The 21,577-nt window shown below is 55.3% G+C and carries 18 protein-coding genes and 1 pseudogene; 14 read left to right on the forward strand and 5 right to left on the reverse strand.

Annotated features, from left to right (window positions below; genetic code table 11):
- Nucleotides 1-152: 152 nt before the first annotated feature.
- Genes VN12_RS09790 through VN12_RS09800 form a run of 3 tightly spaced genes read left to right on the forward strand, consistent with a single transcriptional unit; the run spans nt 153 to nt 5,084 of the window.
- A complete protein-coding gene (locus VN12_RS09790) occupies nt 153-1,613 on the forward strand; it encodes a tetratricopeptide repeat protein (RefSeq protein WP_146676644.1) in 1,461 nt (486 codons plus the stop codon).
- Complete coding sequence (locus VN12_RS09795) at nt 1,585-3,279, forward strand: CRTAC1 family protein (RefSeq protein ID WP_168164317.1); 1,695 nt, start codon at nt 1,585-1,587, stop codon at nt 3,277-3,279. The genes VN12_RS09790 and VN12_RS09795 overlap by 29 nt, the downstream gene beginning before the upstream one ends.
- Complete coding sequence (locus VN12_RS09800; RefSeq protein WP_146676646.1) at nt 3,276-5,084, forward strand: CRTAC1 family protein; 1,809 nt, start codon at nt 3,276-3,278, stop codon at nt 5,082-5,084. Before VN12_RS09795 ends, VN12_RS09800 begins: the two co-directional genes overlap by 4 nt.
- A gap of 104 nt (nt 5,085-5,188) precedes the next feature.
- Here the strand turns inward: VN12_RS09800 and VN12_RS09805 are convergent, their stop codons facing one another.
- Nucleotides 5,189-5,677, reverse strand: coding sequence for a carboxypeptidase-like regulatory domain-containing protein (locus VN12_RS09805; protein WP_146676647.1), 489 nt, complete (start codon nt 5,675-5,677; stop codon nt 5,189-5,191).
- 90 nt (nt 5,678-5,767) lie between these two features.
- A complete protein-coding gene (locus VN12_RS09810) occupies nt 5,768-6,886 on the reverse strand; it encodes a DUF1559 domain-containing protein (RefSeq protein ID WP_146676648.1) in 1,119 nt (372 codons plus the stop codon).
- Between the two features lie 289 nt (nt 6,887-7,175).
- Here VN12_RS09810 and VN12_RS09815 point away from each other — a divergent pair, with 289 nt between their 5' ends.
- Together VN12_RS09815 and VN12_RS26630 are read left to right on the forward strand one after the other, a co-directional pair.
- Entirely contained in the window at nt 7,176-9,023 is a 1,848-nt protein-coding gene (locus VN12_RS09815) for a sigma 54-interacting transcriptional regulator (protein WP_146676649.1), read from the forward strand.
- Between the two features lie 40 nt (nt 9,024-9,063).
- Nucleotides 9,064-9,195, forward strand: a complete 132-nt coding sequence (locus tag VN12_RS26630; protein ID WP_256388128.1) for a hypothetical protein — start codon at nt 9,064-9,066, stop codon at nt 9,193-9,195.
- On the opposite strand, the gene VN12_RS09820 is transcribed toward VN12_RS26630, so the two are convergent.
- Together VN12_RS09820 and VN12_RS09825 are read right to left on the reverse strand one after the other, a co-directional pair.
- Entirely contained in the window at nt 9,177-10,049 is an 873-nt protein-coding gene (locus VN12_RS09820; protein ID WP_146676650.1) for a D-hexose-6-phosphate mutarotase, read from the reverse strand. The genes VN12_RS26630 and VN12_RS09820 overlap by 19 nt on opposite strands.
- Before the next feature lie 29 nt (nt 10,050-10,078).
- Nucleotides 10,079-11,524 (reverse strand): hypothetical protein, encoded by a 1,446-nt coding sequence (locus VN12_RS09825; protein ID WP_146676651.1) that lies wholly within the window; start codon nt 11,522-11,524, stop codon nt 10,079-10,081.
- 482 nt (nt 11,525-12,006) lie between these two features.
- Here VN12_RS09825 and leuA point away from each other — a divergent pair, with 482 nt between their 5' ends.
- A complete protein-coding gene (gene leuA, locus VN12_RS09830) occupies nt 12,007-13,662 on the forward strand; it encodes a 2-isopropylmalate synthase (protein ID WP_146676652.1) in 1,656 nt (551 codons plus the stop codon).
- A 452-nt stretch (nt 13,663-14,114) separates the two neighbouring features.
- Here the strand turns inward: leuA and VN12_RS09835 are convergent.
- Nucleotides 14,115-14,675, reverse strand: a pseudogene (locus VN12_RS09835) (putative molybdenum carrier protein).
- Between the two features lie 181 nt (nt 14,676-14,856).
- On the opposite strand from VN12_RS09835, the gene VN12_RS09840 reads away from it, so the two are divergent.
- From VN12_RS09840 to VN12_RS09875, 8 genes are all read left to right on the forward strand, one after another.
- On the forward strand, nt 14,857-16,014 hold the full coding sequence (locus VN12_RS09840) for a multiheme c-type cytochrome (RefSeq protein ID WP_146676653.1): 1,158 nt from the start codon (nt 14,857-14,859) through the stop codon (nt 16,012-16,014).
- Nucleotides 16,005-16,586, forward strand: a complete 582-nt coding sequence (locus tag VN12_RS09845; protein WP_146676654.1) for a hypothetical protein — start codon at nt 16,005-16,007, stop codon at nt 16,584-16,586. Before VN12_RS09840 ends, VN12_RS09845 begins: the two co-directional genes overlap by 10 nt.
- Nucleotides 16,517-17,452, forward strand: coding sequence for a 3-hydroxyacyl-CoA dehydrogenase NAD-binding domain-containing protein (locus VN12_RS09850; RefSeq protein ID WP_146676655.1), 936 nt, complete (start codon nt 16,517-16,519; stop codon nt 17,450-17,452). The genes VN12_RS09845 and VN12_RS09850 overlap by 70 nt, the downstream gene beginning before the upstream one ends.
- 321 nt (nt 17,453-17,773) lie before the next feature.
- Entirely contained in the window at nt 17,774-18,157 is a 384-nt protein-coding gene (gene rpsM / locus VN12_RS09855) for a 30S ribosomal protein S13 (protein ID WP_146676656.1), read from the forward strand.
- A gap of 335 nt (nt 18,158-18,492) precedes the next feature.
- Nucleotides 18,493-18,849, forward strand: a complete 357-nt coding sequence (gene rpsK / locus VN12_RS09860; RefSeq protein WP_409994275.1) for a 30S ribosomal protein S11 — start codon at nt 18,493-18,495, stop codon at nt 18,847-18,849.
- A gap of 51 nt (nt 18,850-18,900) precedes the next feature.
- Nucleotides 18,901-19,884: a DNA-directed RNA polymerase subunit alpha gene (locus VN12_RS09865; protein ID WP_146676658.1), complete on the forward strand. Its 984-nt coding sequence runs from the start codon at nt 18,901-18,903 to the stop codon at nt 19,882-19,884.
- A 54-nt stretch (nt 19,885-19,938) separates the two neighbouring features.
- The gene (locus VN12_RS09870; protein ID WP_146676659.1) at nt 19,939-20,517 is read left to right on the forward strand and encodes a bL17 family ribosomal protein; all 579 of its coding nucleotides are present in this window, start codon (nt 19,939-19,941) and stop codon (nt 20,515-20,517) included.
- A gap of 104 nt (nt 20,518-20,621) precedes the next feature.
- Nucleotides 20,622-21,494, forward strand: coding sequence for an ABC transporter permease (locus VN12_RS09875; RefSeq protein ID WP_146676660.1), 873 nt, complete (start codon nt 20,622-20,624; stop codon nt 21,492-21,494).
- The last annotated feature ends 83 nt before the right edge of the window (nt 21,495-21,577 follow it).

Genomic DNA, 21,577 nt, shown 5'->3' on the forward strand with positions numbered 1-21,577 from the left:
ACGGGATGCCGTGCAAGGGAAATGAAACTACCTACACGGCAGTATTGCGGAAGATTATGCTGTATATTGTTGACGAATTCCATTCCTTTGTCGGCTCCTTTTTCTAGGGAGCCCCGCGATCCTTTTCGCTGCCCCAGCCCGCTCGAGCTGCCATGCCAAATTCCAGTGCTCGACGCCGTCTCGCACCTGCCAATCCCGATAAACCAGTCTCCTCGTTCGAGCGAGCGCACGGAAAGACTCCGCGCTGGTTCGGTCTTCTGCTCGCGGCGACAGTCGCCGCTTCGGTCGTTCTCCTCATCGCTTTGATCCTTACCCCCCTTACCCCCGTCGAAGAACCTAGCACCGCGATCATTCCACTGGTGGAAACCGACTCGGTTGAGGCTGTCAAACGAAAGCTTGAGACTCGTTCCAACGCTATTCCGACTCGCCGCGTCGTACTTCCTTTGGAGGGAAGGAAGATCAACAACGAATTGGAGCAAGCCGATTTACTGGAGAGACTGGAGGGCGCACGAAGCCAGTTCGCAGAGGATGCCGTCGTGCATCGCATCGCAGGCATCACCTACGCGGAGCTCCAACTCTCCGAGCAAGCTGCCGAGTGCTTCGAACGCTCGCTTCAACTCCAGCCCCAGTCTGTCCAGACTGCCGTGGAGTACGCAGCTCTGCTGTCTCAGACCGGAAAACAGGATCAAGCGATCGAGCGACTATCAAAACTAAAAGATGCACCGGATTCCGACGCCAAGCTATTCCAGACGTTGGGATCAGCGATGATGCAGCAAGGAGAGATCGAGGAAGCGATTCTCCTATTCAAGAAAGGGCTAGCGAAGTACTCGAACGAAACGAAGCTTCTTTCATTGCTCGCGCAAGCCCAGAATCAAGCAGGTGAGTTTGCCGCCGCGGAATCGAACGCCCGTCGCGCTATGGAGCTTGGGGATAGCGGCGAATCTTTAGTGATGGCTCTGTCAACATCGTTGATTCGTCAGGGGAAACGTGAGGAGGGGCTCGCAGTCCGCCAGCAACATTCTCAAAAGAAGGTCACTCCCAAGATCGACGACGAGACCTACAAGGAGTCGTTTGCTCAATTTGCGAGCCACACCTATGGACTTTTGGCGACTGTCTACGAATCGCATGGCGATGCACAGTCTGCGGAAAAATGGCGTGTCTTCGGACTGGAAATGAATCCGGCAAATACTCGGATTTTGGTGAGTCTCGGCGAGATGCTTCGCAAATCAGGCCGGCTCGATGAAGCGATCCCCATCTATCAGCGATTACTTGTTTTGGAGCCGGACAATATGGCCCATTACAACAATTTAGCCAGTCTCGCATTGTCCAAACAGGATATCCGACTTGCTATTTCCGCTCTCGAACAGGGAGCGGGGCGCGATCCCACCGGTTACCTAAGCCTGCAGACAGCTCGCGTCGCATTCGAAGTAGGAGATGGAATCAAAGCAGAACGTTACGCGTCCGATGCTGCCTCCAAAATGAAAACACCCGATGCTTACCTCCTTTGGATTGCCGTACTGCGAGGGCTTCAAAAGGACCAAGCCGCCTTCAAAACATTGGCCACCGCCAAGGCTCTCTTTCCCAATGATCCACGCTTTCAGCAAATTCCATAAGCTCCATCCGCCCCGAGCTTTTCTCACACAGGTAGCTTCTTGGCTCGTGGCTGGAGTGTGCCTACTGGCAGTTGGCAAAGCCTGGAGTCAGTCGGCGATTTCGTTCGTCGACTCTTCCCTCGCTCGCGGACTGGATTTCAAGCATGACGACATGGCCGGCGAGGAAGGCTATTTGGTTTCGATGATGGGAAGCGGCTTGGCGAGCTTCGATTACGATGGAGATCGCCGCATCGATCTCCTTTTCCTCAACGGAGCCAAGCTCGATGGATCCTCTGTCGCCCCATTCGGACTCTTTCGTAACGAAACGAATGCTTCGATGGTTCGGCGAACCGATGCATCGCAACTGAAATCCACCGCATTCGGCCTCGGCGTTGCCATCGCCGATGTGGATAACGATGGGTTCCAAGATATCGCGGTCTCTAGCTTCGGATCTGCCTCCCTTTGGAGAAATATGGGGGATGGCACCTTTGTCGACGCTTCCTCCACATCCGGGATTTCCCAAGTATCGATCGCATTCGGTGCAGGCGTTTGTTTTTTGGATGCGAACGGCGATGGACTGAGCGATCTGTTTTTGGCGGACTATGTTGAATTCACTCTCCCAAGATTTCAGATCGCCTCCAAAAGTTCCTTTCCCTATCCGCCGGGACCAGGTGACTTTCCCTATCGCCCCGATCATCTATTGATCAATCGCGGCGATGGGACATTCGTCGATGAAAGCGAGAAACGGGGGCTATCGGCGATTCGGTCTCCGAGCATGGGGACGATTTGTGGTGACTTGGATCAAGACGGTGATAGCGATATCTTCGTTTGCTCCGACGCTCGACCAAACCTCCTGTATATCAACGATGGCAAGGGCGTATTCACCGAGGAGGCGCTCCTCTACGGCGTCGCCAACGCTGCGTCCGGAGAGATTGTCGGCAGCATGGGGGTGGATGCTGCCGATTTGGACAACGATGGTTGGGAGGATTTGTTTATCACCGATTACTCGGCGCAGGTACCGTTGCTATTTCGCAATATTGACGGACTAGGGTTTGAGGATATCGCTCTTCGAAGCCGGGTTGGGAAAGATTTGCTGCCTCATGTGAATTGGGGGCTGGGGTTATGCGATTTCGATAACGATGGCGACCGCGACTTGATGGTGGGCAATGGTCACCTCTTTGCTTGGGCGAAGAAAGTTGAACAGCTTACCGATTTCAAAGTCCGCAATACGCTGATGGTGAACGACGGGCGCGGTTTCTTTCAGAACGGAACCGCAACGGCCGGAAGCGGGATGGAGCAAGTGGAAAGTACACGCGGCATGGCCTTTGATGATTTCGACAACGATGGGGACATCGACGCGGCCGTTCTCAACAGCGACGCGCCTGCCAGCTTGCTGGAGAATAAATCTTCCCATGCGGGGAATTGGCTACAATTGGAACTGGTTGGAACAGCTATGAACCGCGACGCGCTGGGAGCCCAAGTCCGCGTGAAGACGAATGGAAAATGGCAGTTCGCGGAAAAGCGGAGCGGTCGCAGCTACCAAAGTCATTACGGTAGCCGCCTCCATTTCGGCCTCGGAACGATGGACAAGGTAGAAATGGTGGAGGTCCGATGGAATAATGGCGTGACACAGCACCCCAGTCTTGAAGCAAACCATCTGCACGTCCTGGTTCAACCCACGCAATGATCGCCACCTCATCTCTTCCGAAATCCCCCGTTCTGCCATACGCAACCCCTCGCCACCGGAACCGTCGAACCATCGCTCGGTTGTTTCAACAGCGAGATCGATCGGCAAGATCGCTGCGATGGCTATTGGCGGGCCTGAGTTGTTGGGGACTGTTCGAGAGCGAGGCGATCGCCCAGCAGCCCTTTTCCGCAACGATCGAAACGATCCAGCCGAAGGATGCGGGGATCGATTTTATTCACACCGATGGGAGCAACAACAAGCACTACATCATGGAGACGGTGATCGGTGCACTCGCTCTGTTCGATTACGACAACGACGGACTCATCGATATCTATTTGGTCAATGGTTCCCCTTTACCTGGGACTCCCCCCAACCTAACAGCGACCAACCGACTCTACCGAAACTTGGGCGATTGGAAATTTCGAGATGTTACCGAGCAGGCAGGGGTGGGAGACGCACAGTATGGGATGGGAGCAACCGTTGGTGATTTCGACAACGACGGTGACTTGGATCTTTTTGTTACCAACTTCGGTGAGAACGTCTTTTATGTGAACGAAGGGGATGGAACGTTTCGCCAACGCACCGACCGAGCAGGTCTCTTTTCCGGAGAACGCTTCGGTGCAGGTAGTGCCTTCCTCGATATGGATCTCGATGGCGACCTCGACCTTTACTCCGCGAGCTATGTGCGGTTTGACTGGAAGCTGCACAAGATCCGGACGATCAACGGCAAAGAGTTTTCGGTGGGACCTAATGACTACGAGCCCGCGAAGCACTTTCTTTATCGAAACGAGGGAGACGGACACTTTACCGACGTCTCGGATCACTCGGGGATCTCCGCGATTCGTTCGCCTGGCATGGGGGTGCTATCCGCAGACTTCGACGACGATGGCGACATGGATATTTTCGTCGCGAACGATCAAAAACCGAATTCGTTGCTCATCAACGATGGAGCTGGCATCTTCACCAACGAGGCGATCTTGGCAGGCATCGGATTCGACCGAAATGGCAAAGCGAATGGAAACATGGCCGTCGAATACGCGGACATGAACCACGACGGATTGCTCGATTTCCTTACCACAACTTATCAAGACGAGATGCCGGTCTATTTCGAATGTCTCGGACCTGGCTTATTTGGTGACTCCACAAACATTGCGAAGATCGACCCAAAGCTTTTCCCGCATGTGAAGTGGGGAGTGGGCCCGATCGACTTCGATCACGACGGCGATCTCGATCTCTTCTACGCATGCGGGCACTTCTTGACCAACCTTCGATTCATCGACGATCGGACCGATGTGAAGGTGCAGAGCTTTTTGCTCGCCAACAACGGGCGCGGGCGATTTGAGAACGTCTCCGATTCGGCGGGCGACTTCATGAAGATCGTCGAAAGCAGTCGATCGGCTGGGTTCGACGATTTGGACAACGACGGCGATATCGACATTATTGTCTTGAACACGAACGCTCCTCCCTCGCTCGGTAGAACGGTTGTGACGAGCGGTGCTCCGTCGTTGCTCGTTCAGCTGGTTGGGGTAAAGAGCAATCGAATGGCGGTGGGCGCGGTGGTGGAGTTGGAGAGGTCCGACTCGAAACGGCTCAAGCACGTTGTTCATGCGGGGAGGGGATACGAAAGCCACTACAGCAATCGCATCCATTTCGGTTTGGGGAAAACCGAACCGACAACAGTTCGTGTTCAGTGGCCCACAGGACAAACGCAAACCTTTTCGATCACACCTGGGAGTCGGAGGCTGCTTTTGATCGAGGGCGAATCTCTCCCTGTTCAATCGCCAGGCACTGCCACAAAGCCATAGGCAAAAAAACAGGTTGGTGTACCGATGCACACCAACCTGAGATATTAAGTGAGGCTAACGATCAGCAGGCAAGACCGCTTCCATCGTTTGCGATCGACAGCGAGTTACTTGCCAGCTCCTTTGAAGTCGGCTTTCAAATCGAAGTCGAATTTGTTTTCACCAGCGCGAACGCTAACGGTAAGACCAGAGGTGTCTGGATTCTGGTAGGCAATAGGCAACTCAGACTTGGGTCCTTGTACTGTATTGCGAGCAGCCTTGTTTTCTTCGGGTGGCTTATACCCGGAAGATTCGCCGGTCATCTTCGACGTGTCGTTGGAGCTGGGCTTGTACCAGAGGATACCGACACGGTATTCGCCTGGCTCGGCACCAGGCCCCGCATCGGGCCGCATGTCGGTGATGGTGTAGACGCCATTCGCATCGGCTGTTCCGGTCGCAGGTTTGCCTTCCGCTAATGGTTTCAGGGTGACCGTGGCTCCGGAGAGTGGCGCGCCGTCGAGAGTGACCTTGCCGGTTACGGGGTGCAGGTTGTATCCGCTACCACATCCCAAGGAAAATCCGGCGAGGACCAGAAGACTAAGACAGAGGGCTTTCATGATTTTTGGCCGTGAACTGTTCGAAGGAGGAAACAAAAAGAGGGCCGAACAACGTTCGGCCCTTCGGTCAATTAGTTACTCAGACAACCATTATTCAGGCATCTGAACGGTCTCTTTTCCAGACATCGATCCCATAGCACCCCAAACACCCCAGAATGATGGTCCGGCGTAGGTTCGCGAGTTGGCTGGGGTCGCTGGCATCGTCGCGGATAGGTTACCCGTGTCGATGTTTTGGGAAACAAATCGAAGCGAACCATCGCACATCGCCACATTCACCCCACCGGTGTGTCGGCTGCTGGCGGTTGGCATCGCATTGGCTTCCGCATTGTCGTTGGAGCAAGTCGGACCGTTCGGTGGGAGGATTGTAAAGAATCCGGTGAACGCGTTGAGCGAATCACCCCATCGTCGTCCCTTGCCCCAGCCTGTATTTCCCCAAGAATCCTGAAGCGAAGGAGCGACCAAGGTTCCGTTCGGACCACGTCGGCTCAAGCAGAGCGAAGGAGTGAATTGACCACCCACTGGGCCGATCGAGTCCCGAGCGGTACCTTCCAAAATGGTGTCTTGGCCCGACACTCCGTTCTGGCGTCCGATAACCAATTCAGACAACATGACCGTATTGGACGACCCGTCGCTGATCGTTCCGAAATCTGCACGACCGCGCTCTCCGTTGGAGAACACACCGCGCCATTCCCAGTCACCCGAGTTCAGGTAAATGTCACCACGGTTGCAAACGTAGTTGGTTGGCTGCGCATCATCTGGGTTCAACTGAACGCCATCCGATGGGCATCGGAAAGTCGGAACGTTTCGCTTAAAAGGGCTCTCTACTCCGGGAGTCGCTCCCGCATTTCCAACCGACCAAGGGTTTCCACCCGCCAAGTGGTAGGGCTGGATTTGTTGGTAAAGTGCGTTTTGCTCAATGAAGGGCAAGGTTTGAGTCAGATAGCTAAGCCGATCCCAAGCATTCCCTGCGTTGAGGGCCGTTCGCCACCTGGGGTCGTGCGACGCAGGTGCGAACTTCTTGTAGGCGTCGTGGTGGTTGTGCTGCGCCAACGCCAAGTTCTTCAAGTTGTTAGAGCACTGCATGCGCCGAGCTGCTTCACGAGCAGCCTGGACAGCGGGCAGAAGCAACCCCACCAAAATCCCAATAATTGCAATCACAACGAGCAATTCAACCAGCGTGAATCCTCGTCTTCCGGTCATGTGCCTCATAGGGGCCTCCCGTCATTCGAGCAAGAAAAGAAAAAAAGAAAACTAATCGGGCCGATTGTACCGCGAATCGGCACTTAAGGCAATCTAAATCGACACAAAGTGGCTATTCGCTCTTTTGTAAATGGGGTTTTTCGCTTCGGAATGACCAGAAAGACGCCAAAAAGCTGCCTTGTGAAAGGATTCCGCGAACACGAATTCTTCGACTTCCTCAAAACTCCGGCTGTCGCAATTTGAGACAGCATGCCATAATCTCCGATGGGGGCGAGTTTGACCACACTACCAAAACGTTATGGCTACCTATCTTCTTGTAACGCGAGGGCGGGACTTGGATTCCCGCTACGCGCTGGACCGAAACGGCGATACGACGATGGGACGCGGACTGGAGTGCCAAATCCAGCTCCAAGACCCCCTCGCCTCGCGCGTCCATGCGCGGATTTATTACCGTGCCGCACAATGGCAGATCGAGGATTTGCAGTCCCGCAACGGTACCCTTCTCAATGGGGCGAAGATCGATCGCGCGACGCTTGCTCACGGAAATCGCATTGCGATCGGGAATACCGAACTGGAATTCAACGACGACACGATCAATGAAGATCTGACCGTCGAACGTATCAATCTCTCCCACGATTTGCGCGAGATCAAAACCGGAGGACTGACCGACGGGACTGGCACAGGAATGTCAGCATTCCTTTCCCTGCGCAAAGCGAATCGGAACGAAGATCTCTCCGATCTGCATCAACTCTCGATTCGCTGCATTTCTCTGGTGACACCGGAGCAGGTGACCGAGCTAGCGAGCGAAGTCCTCAAAACGCGAACCCAAGCGACTCTCGTGGCCTTTCTTCTCGCCGATCAAGACGGTGAGTTGGTCGACCAGCGCCGAGTAACTACCTCCGCATCCCCTCGCATCACCCTGAGCAGCCGATTGACCGACATGGTATGCCGACAAGCCAAGGCGGTCTGGGTCAAGAACGAAGTTCGGAACGTGAGCGATGGTCCACTGCGCCATTATGCCGATGCGATATGCATTCCGCTCCTTCACGACGAAAACGTGATCGGCGTCATCCACCTGTACCGTGAAAAAGAGAACTTCGATAAACACGCCTTCCACTTTGCTATCGCCGCTGCGAGCTTCTTAGCCCCTTCGATCGTCCGGGCTCAGAGCGAGTCGTCGCTCCGGATCAATCATGGTCGGCTTCAGAGCAAGAGCGCGGACTTTGATGAGCTCCTCGGGAACAGCGCTCCCATGGTGGAGCTGAAAGAGAAGATCGTTCGGGTCGCCGGTGCAACGGGTTGTATTTTAATTCGAGGTGAAAGCGGATCGGGGAAAGAGCTCGTTGCACGCGCCATCCATCGAGCCAGTTTGCGCGCGTCGCGGCCTATGCTGAGCGTCAATTGCGCTGCGATACCAGCCGAACTGATGGAGAGCCAATTGTTCGGTCACGCCAAGGGGGCTTTCACGGGTGCGGACAAGGATCACATCGGATGGTTTGAACAAGCCCACGGAGGAACGCTATTCCTCGATGAAATCGGTGAGTTGACATTGGAGGGGCAGGCAAAGTTGCTCCGTATTCTCGAAGGACACCCTTTTCTCCCGGTCGGCGGCAGAAAAGAAGTGCGAGTCGACGTGCGTGTCCTCGCAGCAACCAACCGAGACCTGAGCGAGTTCGTCGCGGACAAACGCTTCCGTGAAGACCTTTACTATCGATTGAGTGTGTTCGAGTTAAAAGTCCCGCCCCTTCGAGGTCGCGGCGATGACGTAGGGCTGCTGATCGATCATTTCCTAGACCATTTCTCCACCCTCCATGGCCGGCCGCAGATCAAGCTCAGCGAAGGAGCGAGAACGCGGATGTTGGAATACAGCTGGCCAGGAAACGTCCGACAGCTCCGAAATGTCATCGACAGCGCAGTCGTACTCGCGGCGAGCGAAGAGATTGAAGCCAGTGAGCTGAGCCTTCATGAGCCCAAGCCCGATTTATTCGACACGCTCAATGTCGAGCAATGGGAACAACGCTTGATCCGCGAGGCGTTGAAGAGGACGCGGGGGAACATCCCGGAATCGGCGGAACTCCTAGGCATCTCCAGAGCAACGCTCTATCGAAAGCTGGAATCCTACGGCATCAACAAAGAGGAATACTGATAGTCCATTATTCCCAGTCCACGGCTGATTCGAATCGACAATGGAGAGCAGCAACCAGCCTCGGGCCGCTGGAATGGCTACGGGCCGCTGGAATGGCTACGGGCCGCTGGAATGGCTACGGGCCGCTGGAATGGCTACGGGCCGCTGGAATGGCTACGGGCCGACGGAGTAGCGCACACCGATGATGTGTGTTTCGCTCGGCGCCAACGTCATGCGATGATCGCGAACCGAGGCCGTTTCGATGCAACACATGCGGTGGTATTCCTCGTCACCGAAGTCGGGCATGCGTTTCGACTTTTCTACCCACGGATTCCAGACGATGGTGGAGTTCGCGTTTGCTGAGTCGATCGAGATAGTGCGATTGCGCTCGGCATCTCGAAGCAGGATGCTTCCTACGGGGCCTTGATAGATTCGGTCTGTCTCCCTATCAAACCGAACCGGCTTGTGCTCAGCGGAGCAAACCTTTCGGCTGAGCTGATCGAAATAGGGAACCTTTTCCAAGCCTTCGACGGAGACCTTTTCGATAGCGGCAACGTCGAAATACGTATGCAATGCGACTTCACAATCGCGTGTCTGTGAAGATCGATTGGTCATTTTCAGTTCGAGCGCGAGCTCGGTGCCGAACTCCACTTTGCACCGAAGCAGGAACTCGTCTGCGATGCGTTCCATGACAACACGAACCGATTCGTTCTCGAACCGGCTTTCGACAAACTTCCATCGAGCTTGTCGAACCAATCCATGGGCCGGCTGCGAGGGATCTGTGGGATGGGCGGAGAACCACGGAAAGCAAAGGGGGATCCCTCCTCGGATTGGCTTCCCTTCTGCGAAACTGCTTTGCTCACTCATAAACAAAACGGGCCAAGCGGTATGGGAAGGATGCCAATGCGACACATGAGCACCGTGCAGAAAGAATCGCCCCTCGCAAAACTTCGTCTGAACAACACCCTGCACCAAACCACTCGAATGGTTTTCAAAACAAAGAGCGGAATCGATACCAAAAGTCTGCTGTAACTGGTGTGCATCCATGTTTACGTTTGTTCTTGACGGGAATGGGGCTAGAAGACTTCGATCGTCTTGACCGCATTAGAACCTTGAACTTCTGCGGCATCGAGGCATCGCCATGCACCCTCGATCAAGCTGGTGACTTCAAAACTCGCTGTAGGGTCGATTACCGTCGAAACCCCGGCGACGAAGTAGTGCGATAATAGCGACTTTCCGTCGCGAGATGGCGCGGCTTTCCGTTGTTCAAACGCTTCACGGATCCTGCGGGCCAATTCGGAACGATCCAATCCAGAATAGACGAAAACCCAATCATTCTGCTCCGTGCGGAACATGGCTTCGACCGTTGCGATGTCGTCGTCGCACAGTTCAGGGATGCAGTCCGGCGCCTCGTCAGGGTGGCCGGTAGACTTCGAGGATGGGTTCGGAATAGCCCGGAGTACTGCCAGCGAGATAACGCACTCCTTCTCCGAGGACTGCAGAAGGTCGCGAAGCTTCGAAGTTAGGTCCCGTGCATTTCGGTCGGAAATGGGCACGATCTTCTGAAGGTACGGAGCGGGATCTCTGTCGATCGACCGAGAGATCGATGATTGCGTCTCATCTTCGGCTATCGCCTCCGGTTGCGAGCCGCCGTTCGCACGGGTACGCGGCTTGGATTCCGCCAGCGTTCGCGTCAACCGTTTCCAATGCTCTCGCATATCCACAGCGCTTAGCGCGGAGTTACCCGAGAGCTCCGTCGCATCGACAAGCGCCTCTTCCCGAAGGAGCGTCGATGCGAGTTGCCACGTTTCGGTCTCCCATTCGCAACTTCGTGTTGAAGTGACTGGCAGCAGTGCATGCTGGGTTTGGCTCGCTAGCTCAAGCCAATAGCAATGAGAAAGATGGTTGATGCAAAGGTGAAATGCGTTCTCAATCCGAAGAGCCAGCGATTCGCTTCCGAAATCGGGACGGCGAAGCCACGATTGAATCCCAGCCGATTGCAGGGATTCTTCCCAGAGGATTAAGACAGCATGTCGTCGGAGAAGCTGCAGCGAGTGGCTAAGATGGTGTTCCCACGATTCATTTTTCTGGATGCAGTAAAGCGGTAGCATCGCTTGCAATGCCGATTGCGCTCTCCAAGTGTCATGCTCCCAAGGGGCTCGATGATAAATCCAATTCCAGCAGCGAGCCAATCCGGAAACCAATCTTTGGTGATGCTCCAACCGAATAGGAGAGACGGACGAATGAAGACTCCTCGGGTTCAACAATTCGCTAATAGCTTCCGTCGTGGCATATTGGGTCGATTCGCGCTCTTCCCCTGCGATAGGATTCAAAAATGCCATCGCGATGTCGCTTGGAACCGGGAATTCGTCGGAAAGGGCAAACGCGAATCGCTCGGAACGCAGCTCCACTTCGGCAGGAAGCAGATCGCCTGGCGGGGACAGAGGACACGCCTTGTCGCAGTCAGTGGCAGGAACGAGAGAGTCGGCGGAAAAGGTGAATGGAGATGTCGCGACCGACATAGTTGCCGTCTTTGATAGGGATCCAAAAGGAGTGGCGTTCGTCTGGGCGAGTCTACGTTCGGATGCGGCGCCTGCATTCGAATCGGGGGGAGGAAGATGTGGGAACCGACAACCGGCTGGTTCGAATATCGCGATTGTGACGGTCGATTCGGTGGAAGGGGTGCGAACCTTTCCCCATCGAGGCCACTCATTTCTGTTCGAGCCTCTGATCCGAGCTCCCCCGTGGACGCTTCCCCGTTGACGCATTCCCGTGCCGGAGCTAGTCTAAATGCTTCACGGGCGGAAGAATTGGACGCCTCGGCTACACCGACTGGAACATGATGAACCGACGACTGCCAACCTTGAAAAGCCTTGAGCTACTCCTCGCTCTCTAGCGAGCGGAGGGGCTTGGTCGTTTGGATCCATACAACAAAAACCCAACCAACCCTGAGTTCGCATTGCGAATGTCAGGGTTTTTTTATAGCGATTATCGAGACACGAAGATGGCAAAATACTCCCCATTCCCGCCGATTCAGCTCCCCGATCGGACCTGGCCAAATTGCACGATCACCCAAGCACCGATTTGGTGTTCGGTCGATTTACGGGACGGGAATCAAGCCCTCATCAACCCGATGGGTCCGGCGAAGAAGATGGAACTCTTCCGAACGCTCGTGAAAATCGGTTTCAAAGAAATTGAAGTCGGCTTCCCTGCCGCATCGGAGACCGATTTCGCTTTCGTGCGCGAATTGATTGAAAAGGATCTCATTCCTGCGGATGTAACCATTCAAGTCCTCGTGCAGTCGCGAAAGAATTTGATCGATCGGACCTTCGAAGCGATTCGTGGGGCCAAGTCGGCCATCGTGCACTTGTACAACTCCACGTCCACTCTGCAGCGAAGGGTCGTCTTTCAAGCATCCAAGCAGGAGATCGTCCAACTCGCAATCGATGGCGCGACCCATATCCGAGATCTTGCGCGAGGTTCTGAAAACCCGGTTCGATTCCAATACTCCCCCGAAAGCTTTACCGGTACCGAGCTCGACTACGCCGTCGAGATTTGCGAAGCGGTTTGCGACGTTTGGCAGCCGACTCCGGAGAACAAGACCATCATCAATCTGCCATCCACGGTCGAGTTGGCAACACCCAACGTCTACGCCGACCAAATCGAACTCTTCTGCAGACTCTTTCGGCCGCGTCAGAGCACTCTCATCTCGCTCCATACTCACAACGATCGCGGGACCGGGATCGCCGCCTCCGAGTTAGGGCTCATGGCAGGGGCTGACCGCGTCGAGGGAACTCTGTTCGGAAATGGGGAGCGGACGGGCAATCTGGATATTGTCACCATGGCTCTCAATATGTTCACCCAAGGGGTTGATCCCAAACTGGACTTTTCCAACTTGAAAGAGATCCGCCGCATCGCGGAATTCTGCACGGAACTTAAGGTCCATGAGCGAATGCCCTACGCCGGCGACCTCGTCTTCACCGCGTTCTCCGGCTCCCATCAAGACGCGATTAAGAAGGGTTTCGCTGCGATGAAGGAAACCGGGCAAGATGCGTTCGAAGTTCCCTATCTCACCATTGATCCAGCCGACATTGGACGGCAGTACGACCCCGTGATCCGAGTGAACTCGCAATCGGGGAAAGGTGGTGTCGCGTTCTTGGTCGAAAGCGAACTCGGCTTCCAATTACCCCGCCGACTCCAAATTGCGTTTAGCCAAGTCATCCAGAGAATCACCGATCAAACCGGCAAAGAGATGCCAGCGAGGGAGGTCGCCAGCAAGTTTGTCGAAACCTACATCCACCCTCCCGCGACGCTTCAGTATCACTCTCACACCCCGATCGAATGCGATGCAGAGGACCAGGAACGTTATCGGTTCTCCGTGACCTACCAAGGAGAGAAATCGGAAGTGGAAGGGCAAGGTTCGGGCCCGATCGATGCCTTCGTACACGCGATTCGTGATCAGTACGGATTGGCTTGCGATATCCTCGATTACCACGAACACGCCATGGAAGCCGGAAGCGACTCCACTGCTGCCGCCTACATCCTGGTCCGAACGCCCGACGGTCAAGAACTGTTCGGTGTCGGTCAGCATCGGTCCATCACCAAAGCCTCCCTCCTCGGGTTCATCGCAGCCGTCAACCGCAGCTTGCAGGCCCGATAACCGACCTGCCCCGATCTAGGCACGCAGCCCAACAATCTGCCCGCGGCATGCTTACAAACTAAGCACGCCGGGACGGATCAAGGAAATTTTTGGATCGATTCATCCTTGGTGCAGAAAAAGTTCTTCTCTCGCAACTCGCCAAAGTTCAAGAGATTCGATGCTCTTATTCTGCACATGCCATTAGGTGGCACCCACCTTCTGCCCTGAGGGCACAATTTTGGCACATCTATTGCTCCATTATCAAGACGGTGAGTTCGCTCGGTTTTCGGGCGGGTTCCCCTCTACCCAAGAAAAGTCATCGGGTGTCGGAAAGGAGCATTGAGGCTCCTTTCCGCACTCCGGCGACTCTCCTCGACTTGTTGAATCCACCGGAGTTTGCGTCGGTTCGCCGACAGCGAAGGTACCCCGCGGCCCGTTTGCAGTGTCCGCCTCATTGCGCGGGCCGGGGTATTTTATTTCTCTGCGCTCCGCGGTGGCTTTGCTTCCTGGCCCAACCGTTGAAAGAGTTCTTGTAACAAACTCCGAGCAGCTTCGTAGGCGGCAGGGACTTTACTAGCTCGAGGCCCTGCCACGTTCAGTACGCGAATAGGGTAGTGCGACAACCATATTAGAATGGAGGGAAGCTCTCGGTTCCGGCTTAATGGCCGGTGGATCGTGCTGTCCCACACCACCCCGGAAGCCATTTCCGGCATTTTGATCGCGAGAAAGGGCTTCTGGAGTTCCCGTGCCATCCGGAGCGTCAGCAAGGAACCCCCGGAGAGCCGTGGCGGTCCCAAGATCAACGTTCCGTCGGCGGCGATCACATTCTGCCGCGTCCTCTCGGTGTAATCCATCGACGGGAGCTCCTCGAGGCGATAACGGTCAGGTATCGGCCCCTCTTCCGACATCCTCCCCTTCGGACATCACCCCCCGTGGTCGATTCCTGCTGCCATCGCCGCATCGAGCGCCGCCCGGTCCACGCCCGTTTGACCGCCGGAGATCACGCATTGGAGCGGGACGGCGGGGTAGATCATTTCGCGGGAGGTGGGCGTATTCAAACCGATTGTTCCGAATGGTGGGCTTGGGCGGATTAGACGGATCTCGGAGCTTGGAAGATCGTGCCGTAGCTCGGATTTTACCTTTCCGTTCGGATTTTAGTCTTAGGGTTGGGTGGTTTCCGACTTCCGTTGTTCTTTTCTTGTTAGCCCCAAACGTATGAATCGACAAATTCTCTTGGTCTCATTGTTCGTTTGCCCCACCGCATCGATCGTGATCGGCATGGGTCACCCCATCACCAAGATGGACCCTCGCGATGCGAAATGGCAGGTCGCCATCGATCCCCACAAGGTCGTCGGCGTGGCAAGTTGCGAGAAATGCCACGCACCGGAAGTACAGACATGGAAGCGAACGCCCCATAGCGAGACTTTCGTGACCTTGCACCGCAAGCCCGAGGCCCAGCAAATCGCCAGCAAGCTTGGTATTACCAACTTCAAAAGCGACTCGAACTGCATCCAGTGCCATTACACGATGGATTCCACAGCGGATTCCACTGCGGGGTCCACTGCGGGGTCCACTGCGGGGTCCACTGCGGGGTCCACTGCGGGGTCCACTGCGGGGTCCATAGCGGGGTCCATAGCGGGGTCCATAGCGGGGTCCATAGCGGGGGCCGCAAAATTGGAAGCGATCGCAGGAGTCTCCTGCGAATCGTGTCACGGAGCCGCTGCAGATTGGATCTCCGTCCACAACGATTACGGCGGTCCCAATATGACCAAGCTGCAGGAATCGCCGCAGCACCGAGTCGAGCGATTCTCCCGGAGTATCGAGTTGGGGATGCGGAATCCCGTCAACGTCTACTTGCTCGCTCAAAGCTGCTACCGATGCCATACGGTTCCTGACGAAAAGCTAGTGAACGTCGGTGGGCATCATGCCGGTAGTCTCGATTTTGAGCTCGTCAGTTGGTCGCAAGGGACTGTTCGGCACAACTTTGTACGCACCGATGGGAAATCGAATGCCGAAGAAACCGCGGGACGGCTGCGGCAGCTCTTTGTGGCCGGTCTGATCGCAGACATCGAGTTCAGCATGAAGGCGACGGCGATGGCGACGGAGAAGGCAACGTTTGGCATCACTTCGGCGCAGCGAACCGCTCGAGCGATCGAACGACTGAAGTCCGCGCAGACCAAGGTGCAAGCACCCATCCTAGATGAGGTCCTCGCGGTCGCGACATCGGTGTCCCTCAAACTGAACAACCGTCAGCCCCTCGAAGAGGCCGCCGAGAAGATTCACGACTTGGGTGTTCGATTTGCATCCACCGTCCGAGGGGACGACTTGAGTGCCATCGATTCCTTCATCCCTCCTAAAGACAAATGGAAATAACAACGAACGAGAGAGAGGCTTGGATCCCGCTCGCCGAGCGAGAATCGGCGAGCGAATCCCGTTCGTTACAGTCTCATCGATCGCGAGAATCGCTCTTCGAATGCGACGAAGAGCCATTTCAGTTATGGCTTCGTCGAATCGTTCCCGACTCATCCCGACCGACGATCGATGGGGAGTCTATGGACTCGAAGCCATCGGAAACAGAAAAACCGCGAGATATCTACTGGCGAGCCGACTTGCCCCATGCGGTTGTTTCACGGTCGCCGGTGGACCAAACAGGGGATTGCACCGAACCGCTGCTTCGAACCGATCAGCGCTCGTTGTTTGGAAGATGCGCCCCGTTGCCGCTGGTTGGCGATGCGAGACCTGAAGAACCGAGGTCATTAGATTGCCTCACGGAATCGGCCGATGGTTGGAAAGCGGAGGGTTGCTATGATGAGGCGATCGCATCGCGGGAAGACGCGGTGCGCATCCTTCAACTCCTTGAGTATCACCAATCGCAATGGCTGACGACCCCCGAGCTTGTTCATCTCCTCCCGCTCCCGAGGCTTCCGGGATCGCCCGAATTCTAGTCGTCGGTGCAGGATGGGTGGGGCGCCAGATCGTCGGCCAGTTCGCTGCCAACGGTTTCGTCGTCGAATGGCTCGATGCTTCGGAGACTGCGCTTCGATCCGGTGAAGAGTGGTTGCGCAGCAAAGCAAACGAAGCGGAAATGGCCGCGTATTGGCCTGCAGACCGACTCTCCACGATCAGGGATCGCGTCCTCTTCTTGACGAAAATCTCGGACGCTTCCGACGCGGTCGACTTGGTTCTGGAAAGTGTCACCGAGCAAGTCTCCGTGAAGCGCAAAGTCCTTCAAGCGGCTTCGGCCCGATTTCCCGAACGCGTATTGATCGCATCCAACAGCTCCTACTTCACGCCTTCGATGCTGGACCGCTTCGTCACCCATCCCGAGCGATTCGCCCACATGCACTTTCATGTACCGGTTTGGCGAACTCGATTGGTCGATGTGGCTTGCTCGCCCAGGACGAGTTCGGCTACGGCGAAATCCCTTTCTAGATTAGCAGCCGAGATCGGGCAAAAGGCGTTGGTGGAGACGGTGGAAAATCCCGGATACGTCTTCAATTGGTTGCTGCGGTCGTTGCTTCAATCGGCGCTGCAGCTGAAGGCCAAGGGGGTGGCGGAACCGGAATCGATCGATTTTGCATGGAGGCAGGTAACAGGAATGGAATTGGGTCCGTTTGGGATCATGGACCAAATCGGTTTGGATCTCATTCACCAAACCATGTCCGCTGCGAGATTCGTGGACGGCGACGCCCAGTGGCAGCCCCTCATCGACCAGCTTCAACCGCTCGTCGACGCAGGGAAGCTCGGACTGAAGACCGGCGAAGGATTTTTTAAGTACCCTTCGACCGAGGGCAACGATAAGAACGTCTGATTCTCACAAGTTTGCGAGAATTCCTTGAGTCCCTTCGGCGATGATTGCCGAAGAGGACAGCTTGGACTCTCCCGGGCGCGAGCGGTGGCAGGTCAAGGGGTTCAACGTGGAATCCCGGACTCCATGAAAAATGCGTGCCAAAGGCGACAATTAAGCCTTGTCAGGTCGAGCCATCCCTCGTTACACTCTGGGGCTTTCCCATTTCGGGCACGCTGCGTAGCAACGCGGCGACCGTACCGTCGACGGCAATAGCCCATCGATGGCGCAGAGTCCGAGTTGATTACAACCCTTGAACCGCACTAGGCTTAGGAGTAGGCAAGCATGCCGCGTCTGCTCGGTGTTGACATTCCGAACGACAAACAAGTCGTATATTCCCTTCAGTATCTTTACGGCGTCGGCCCATCGGTCGCTCGTGAAGCGTGCGTGAAGACCAAAATCGACCCCAGCAAGCAAGCACGTGAACTGGACGAAGATGAGTTGAGCCGCTTGGCTAGCTTGTTGGAGCGCGAGTACACCGTCGAAGGACCGCTGCGACGTCAAGTCGGGCAGGCGATCGGACGGTTGCGTGAAATCAAATGCTATCGCGGGATGCGTCATAAGCTTGGTCTTCCCGTTCGCGGTCAGCGAACCCGAACCAATGCGCGGACTCGAAAGGGTCCTCGTAAGACGGTTGCTGGTAAGAAGGGTGTTAAAGATTTGCGATAGCCCAATTGGGTTGTCGGCTTGCTGCGAGTGGGCCATGGCTCACCGCAATGTGGCTTAGCGGACCTTTTGGTTGGCTCGGTTGCTCCGCAGGTTGGCAGCTTGATAGATTGGGTTTTTGCACGCGTCGAGTACCCTGTAGTACGGTTGGCTCCACGCAAAATACAAAGTAAGCCGGATACGAATTGTTGTTCCGGTTGCAGCAGTCGGTTAAGGCCGTCCGCCGCGTCAGAGCAAAGATTCACAGAACAAATAGTTTCTAGGTTTAGATACGATTCAAAGGGTTTGTTGTGGCCAAGGCATCTGGTAACAAGTCGGGTGATGGAAAGCGACGCAAGATTCGTCGCAATGTGACTGCAGGGATTGCGCACATCAAGGCGACCTTTAACAACACAACGGTGACGATCACCGACACCAAGGGTGACACTCTTTGCTGGGCGAGCGCTGGAACGAGTGGTTTCAAGGGTTCGCGAAAGAGCACTCCGTTCGCTGGCCAATCGGCTGCACAGCAAGCAGCTGAGAAGGCACTGAAGTACGGGATGAAGGAAATCGAGGTCCGAGTCAAGGGTCCGGGATCCGGGCGAGAGTCCGCGATCACCGCTTTGCAAGCTGCAGGAATCAGCGTCAAGCAAATCGAAGACATCACCCCTATCCCACACAACGGTTGCCGACCTCGCAAACGACGTCGCGTGTAACGACCGGTTTCGAAATCAAAGTAACGATTCCTTTTTTGGAGTACCCTAGGAATGCATGTTCGTTGGCGTGGATTAGAGCTGCCCAGCCAAGTTAATGTAGACCGATCGACATTGACCTCGACGTTTGGCCGGTTCGTTGCAGAACCGTTCGAACGAGGTTTCGGCGCCACCATTGGTAACAGCCTTCGTCGAGTTCTCTTGTCGAGCCTGGAAGGAAGCGCGGTAACCCAGATCAAGATTCGCGGCGCTCAGCACGAATTCTCGTCGATCCCCGGCGTCCTCGAGGACGTGACGGAAATCGTCTTGAACGTGAAGGCGTTGGTGGTCAAGAACCACAGCGACAACACGCGTGTTCTCACCGTAAGTGCCGACAAGGCAGGTGTGATCACCGGTGCGGACGTTCAAACCGATTCCGATGTCGAGATCATCAACAAGGATCACGTCCTAGCGACTTTGACCGCCGACGTTCCATTCATGATGGAAATGGTTGTCGAAAACGGTCGTGGGTACGTCCCTGCCTCCGAGCATAGCTCAGGCGATCACGAAATCGGAATTATCCCGGTCGATGCGGTTTACAGCCCCGTTGTCCGCGTCCGATATTTCGTGGAAGAAACACGCGTTGGACAAAAGACCAACTACGACCGACTGATTATCGAGCTCTGGACCGACGGATCCGTCCCACCCGAGATGGCATTGGTCGAGGGTGCCAAGATTCTTCGCAAGCACCTCAACCCGTTTGTGCAATCGAGCGAGCTTGGCAAGCAAGTTCATGCGGTTGCTCGCGGCGGTCCTGGCTCCGCAGAGGCTCAGTTGGAAGCGAAGCTCAACACGCTCATCGCGGACTTGAAGCTCTCGGTTCGGGCCAACAATTGCTTGGAAGCTGAAGGGATCCGTCTCGTTCGAGACTTGGTCCAACGCACCGAAGATCAGCTGCTTGAAGTTAGAAACTTTGGAGAGACCACGCTCAATGAAGTGCGCGAGCGACTGAGCGGTATGGGTCTCCACCTTGGCATGCGAGTCCCATCGATGCGGTAAGACGCACCACGGGCAACTACCACAAATTCACCAATTGTTTTTGGATAAGAAGTCATGAGACACTTAAGAAAAGGGCGAGTACTCGGTCGTAGCCCGTCCCACCGCAAAGCGTTATTTTCCAACTTGGTCGCCGCGATCATTTTGACCGAGCGCGAGGTAACGGAATTGGAGCCCAACGCTCCGAAGGTGCCTGGTCGCATCATCACGACCCTGGAAAAGGCGAAGGAAATTCGTCCTTTGGTTGAAAAGTGCATCACCATTGCAAAGTACGGGGTGATCGCTGACGCCAAAGCGGAAGAATTCGCCACCAAGGCGGAACGTGGCTCGGAAGAGTGGAAGGCATGGCGCAAGAGCGATTCTTGGCAAAAGTGGGCAGCAGCCCGCGCCCCAGGCGTCACGGCTCGCCGTCGCGTTTTTGCGATCGTTAAGGACAAAGAGTGCGTGCGGATTTTGTTCAACAAGATCGCACCCCGATTCCTGGAACGAAACGGTGGTTACACGCGCATCATGCGATTGGCCAAGCCGCGATTGGGTGACAACGGCACCCGAGCTATCCTCGAGTTCGTCGGACAGAATGACCGCACTTCGAAGAAGTCCACCAAGCCTGCATTCGAAGCGACCGCTTCCGAGTAGGCTGATCCCATCGATCCAGCAGATCGACGGAAATTCAAAATCCAAAGGGCCATGGAACGATCCATGGCCTTTTTTTTGCCCTTTTTCGTGCTTATGAGAAGGTGATGAGCGAAAGCCAAAGTCGCCCACGAACATCGAGTTACTGGCGTGTCTTTGTCGCAGGGGCTAGGAACAGCCTGATACGGGACATGACCTTTCGTGGCAATTTCCTGCTCGATTGCGTGTCGAGTCTCTCCTGGCTCTTGATGAATCTCGGTTTTTATCTTCTCGTCTTTTTTCACGTGCGTTCAATCGGTGTCGAGACCGGGTGGGGCCGGAACGAGTTCTTTGTCTTTCTAGCAACAACTTGGCTCATCAATTCGATCGTGCAAGCCTTCTTGATGCCCAACGCACAAGAGTTCAGCGAGTTGATTCGCACCGGCGGACTCGATTATGTGCTGCTCAAGCCTATGGATACGCAATTCCTCATCTCGTTTCGTCGAGTCGAGTGGTCCTCCCTTAGCAACTTCGTTCTCGGCTTGATTATTCTCGTGTATGGTCTGCTGCAGTTGCAGGGCAGGGCCTCACCTGCATGGGAATGGAGCTGGATTTCATTTGCGCTCTTTTGGTTCTATGTCGGTTGTGGAGTATTCCTCCTTTATAGCCTCATGATTTGCTTGGCCGCGACCAGCGTTTGGCTCGGAAGGAATCAGAGTCTTTACGACTTTTGGTTTTACATTACGAACTTCTCTCGATATCCCATGGAGATTTACGAGGGAGGATGGGGCTATCCGCTCTGGCTCCTCTTTACGTTTGTTGTCCCTGTTCTCGTCGTGGTGAATGTGCCGGCCAGGATCTTGGCTCAGCCACTGTCGCCGCGCGAGCCGTGGGAATGGGGGTTGGGAATCTTTGCTTTGTTTGCAACTGTGGTTTCCCTTTTAGCAAGCCGTTGGATTTTTCGACGGGCCCTTCGCAGCTACTCCAGCGCGAGCAGCTGACACCCATTCACGCCCTTGGCTTGCCGTTTAGCAGCCTAACGTCCGCCAGCCCTGATCTCCTCTTCACTTTTGAAAGGTTTTGC

Origin of the sequence: Pirellula sp. SH-Sr6A (genome assembly GCF_001610875.1) — a bacterium.
GTDB lineage: Bacteria > Planctomycetota > Planctomycetia > Pirellulales > Pirellulaceae > JBKCUI01.

What these genes read in the sequence shown, in the direction of transcription:
- VN12_RS09790 (WP_146676644.1), top strand. Translation starts at nt 153, where the DNA reads ATGCCAAATTCCAGTGCTCGACGCCGTCTCGCACCTGCCAATCCCGAT.
- VN12_RS09795 (WP_168164317.1), top strand. Translation starts at nt 1,585, where the DNA reads ATGATCCACGCTTTCAGCAAATTCCATAAGCTCCATCCGCCCCGAGCT.
- VN12_RS09800 (WP_146676646.1), top strand. Translation starts at nt 3,276, where the DNA reads ATGATCGCCACCTCATCTCTTCCGAAATCCCCCGTTCTGCCATACGCA.
- VN12_RS09805 (WP_146676647.1), bottom strand. Translation starts at nt 5,677, where the DNA reads ATGAAAGCCCTCTGTCTTAGTCTTCTGGTCCTCGCCGGATTTTCCTTG.
- VN12_RS09810 (WP_146676648.1), bottom strand. Translation starts at nt 6,886, where the DNA reads ATGAGGCACATGACCGGAAGACGAGGATTCACGCTGGTTGAATTGCTC.
- VN12_RS09815 (WP_146676649.1), top strand. Translation starts at nt 7,176, where the DNA reads ATGGCTACCTATCTTCTTGTAACGCGAGGGCGGGACTTGGATTCCCGC.
- VN12_RS26630 (WP_256388128.1), top strand. Translation starts at nt 9,064, where the DNA reads ATGGAGAGCAGCAACCAGCCTCGGGCCGCTGGAATGGCTACGGGCCGC.
- VN12_RS09820 (WP_146676650.1), bottom strand. Translation starts at nt 10,049, where the DNA reads ATGGATGCACACCAGTTACAGCAGACTTTTGGTATCGATTCCGCTCTT.
- VN12_RS09825 (WP_146676651.1), bottom strand. Translation starts at nt 11,524, where the DNA reads ATGTCGGTCGCGACATCTCCATTCACCTTTTCCGCCGACTCTCTCGTT.
- leuA (WP_146676652.1), top strand. Translation starts at nt 12,007, where the DNA reads ATGGCAAAATACTCCCCATTCCCGCCGATTCAGCTCCCCGATCGGACC.
- VN12_RS09840 (WP_146676653.1), top strand. Translation starts at nt 14,857, where the DNA reads ATGAATCGACAAATTCTCTTGGTCTCATTGTTCGTTTGCCCCACCGCA.
- VN12_RS09845 (WP_146676654.1), top strand. Translation starts at nt 16,005, where the DNA reads ATGGAAATAACAACGAACGAGAGAGAGGCTTGGATCCCGCTCGCCGAG.
- VN12_RS09850 (WP_146676655.1), top strand. Translation starts at nt 16,517, where the DNA reads ATGGCTGACGACCCCCGAGCTTGTTCATCTCCTCCCGCTCCCGAGGCT.
- rpsM (WP_146676656.1), top strand. Translation starts at nt 17,774, where the DNA reads ATGCCGCGTCTGCTCGGTGTTGACATTCCGAACGACAAACAAGTCGTA.
- VN12_RS09865 (WP_146676658.1), top strand. Translation starts at nt 18,901, where the DNA reads ATGCATGTTCGTTGGCGTGGATTAGAGCTGCCCAGCCAAGTTAATGTA.
- VN12_RS09870 (WP_146676659.1), top strand. Translation starts at nt 19,939, where the DNA reads ATGAGACACTTAAGAAAAGGGCGAGTACTCGGTCGTAGCCCGTCCCAC.
- VN12_RS09875 (WP_146676660.1), top strand. Translation starts at nt 20,622, where the DNA reads ATGAGCGAAAGCCAAAGTCGCCCACGAACATCGAGTTACTGGCGTGTC.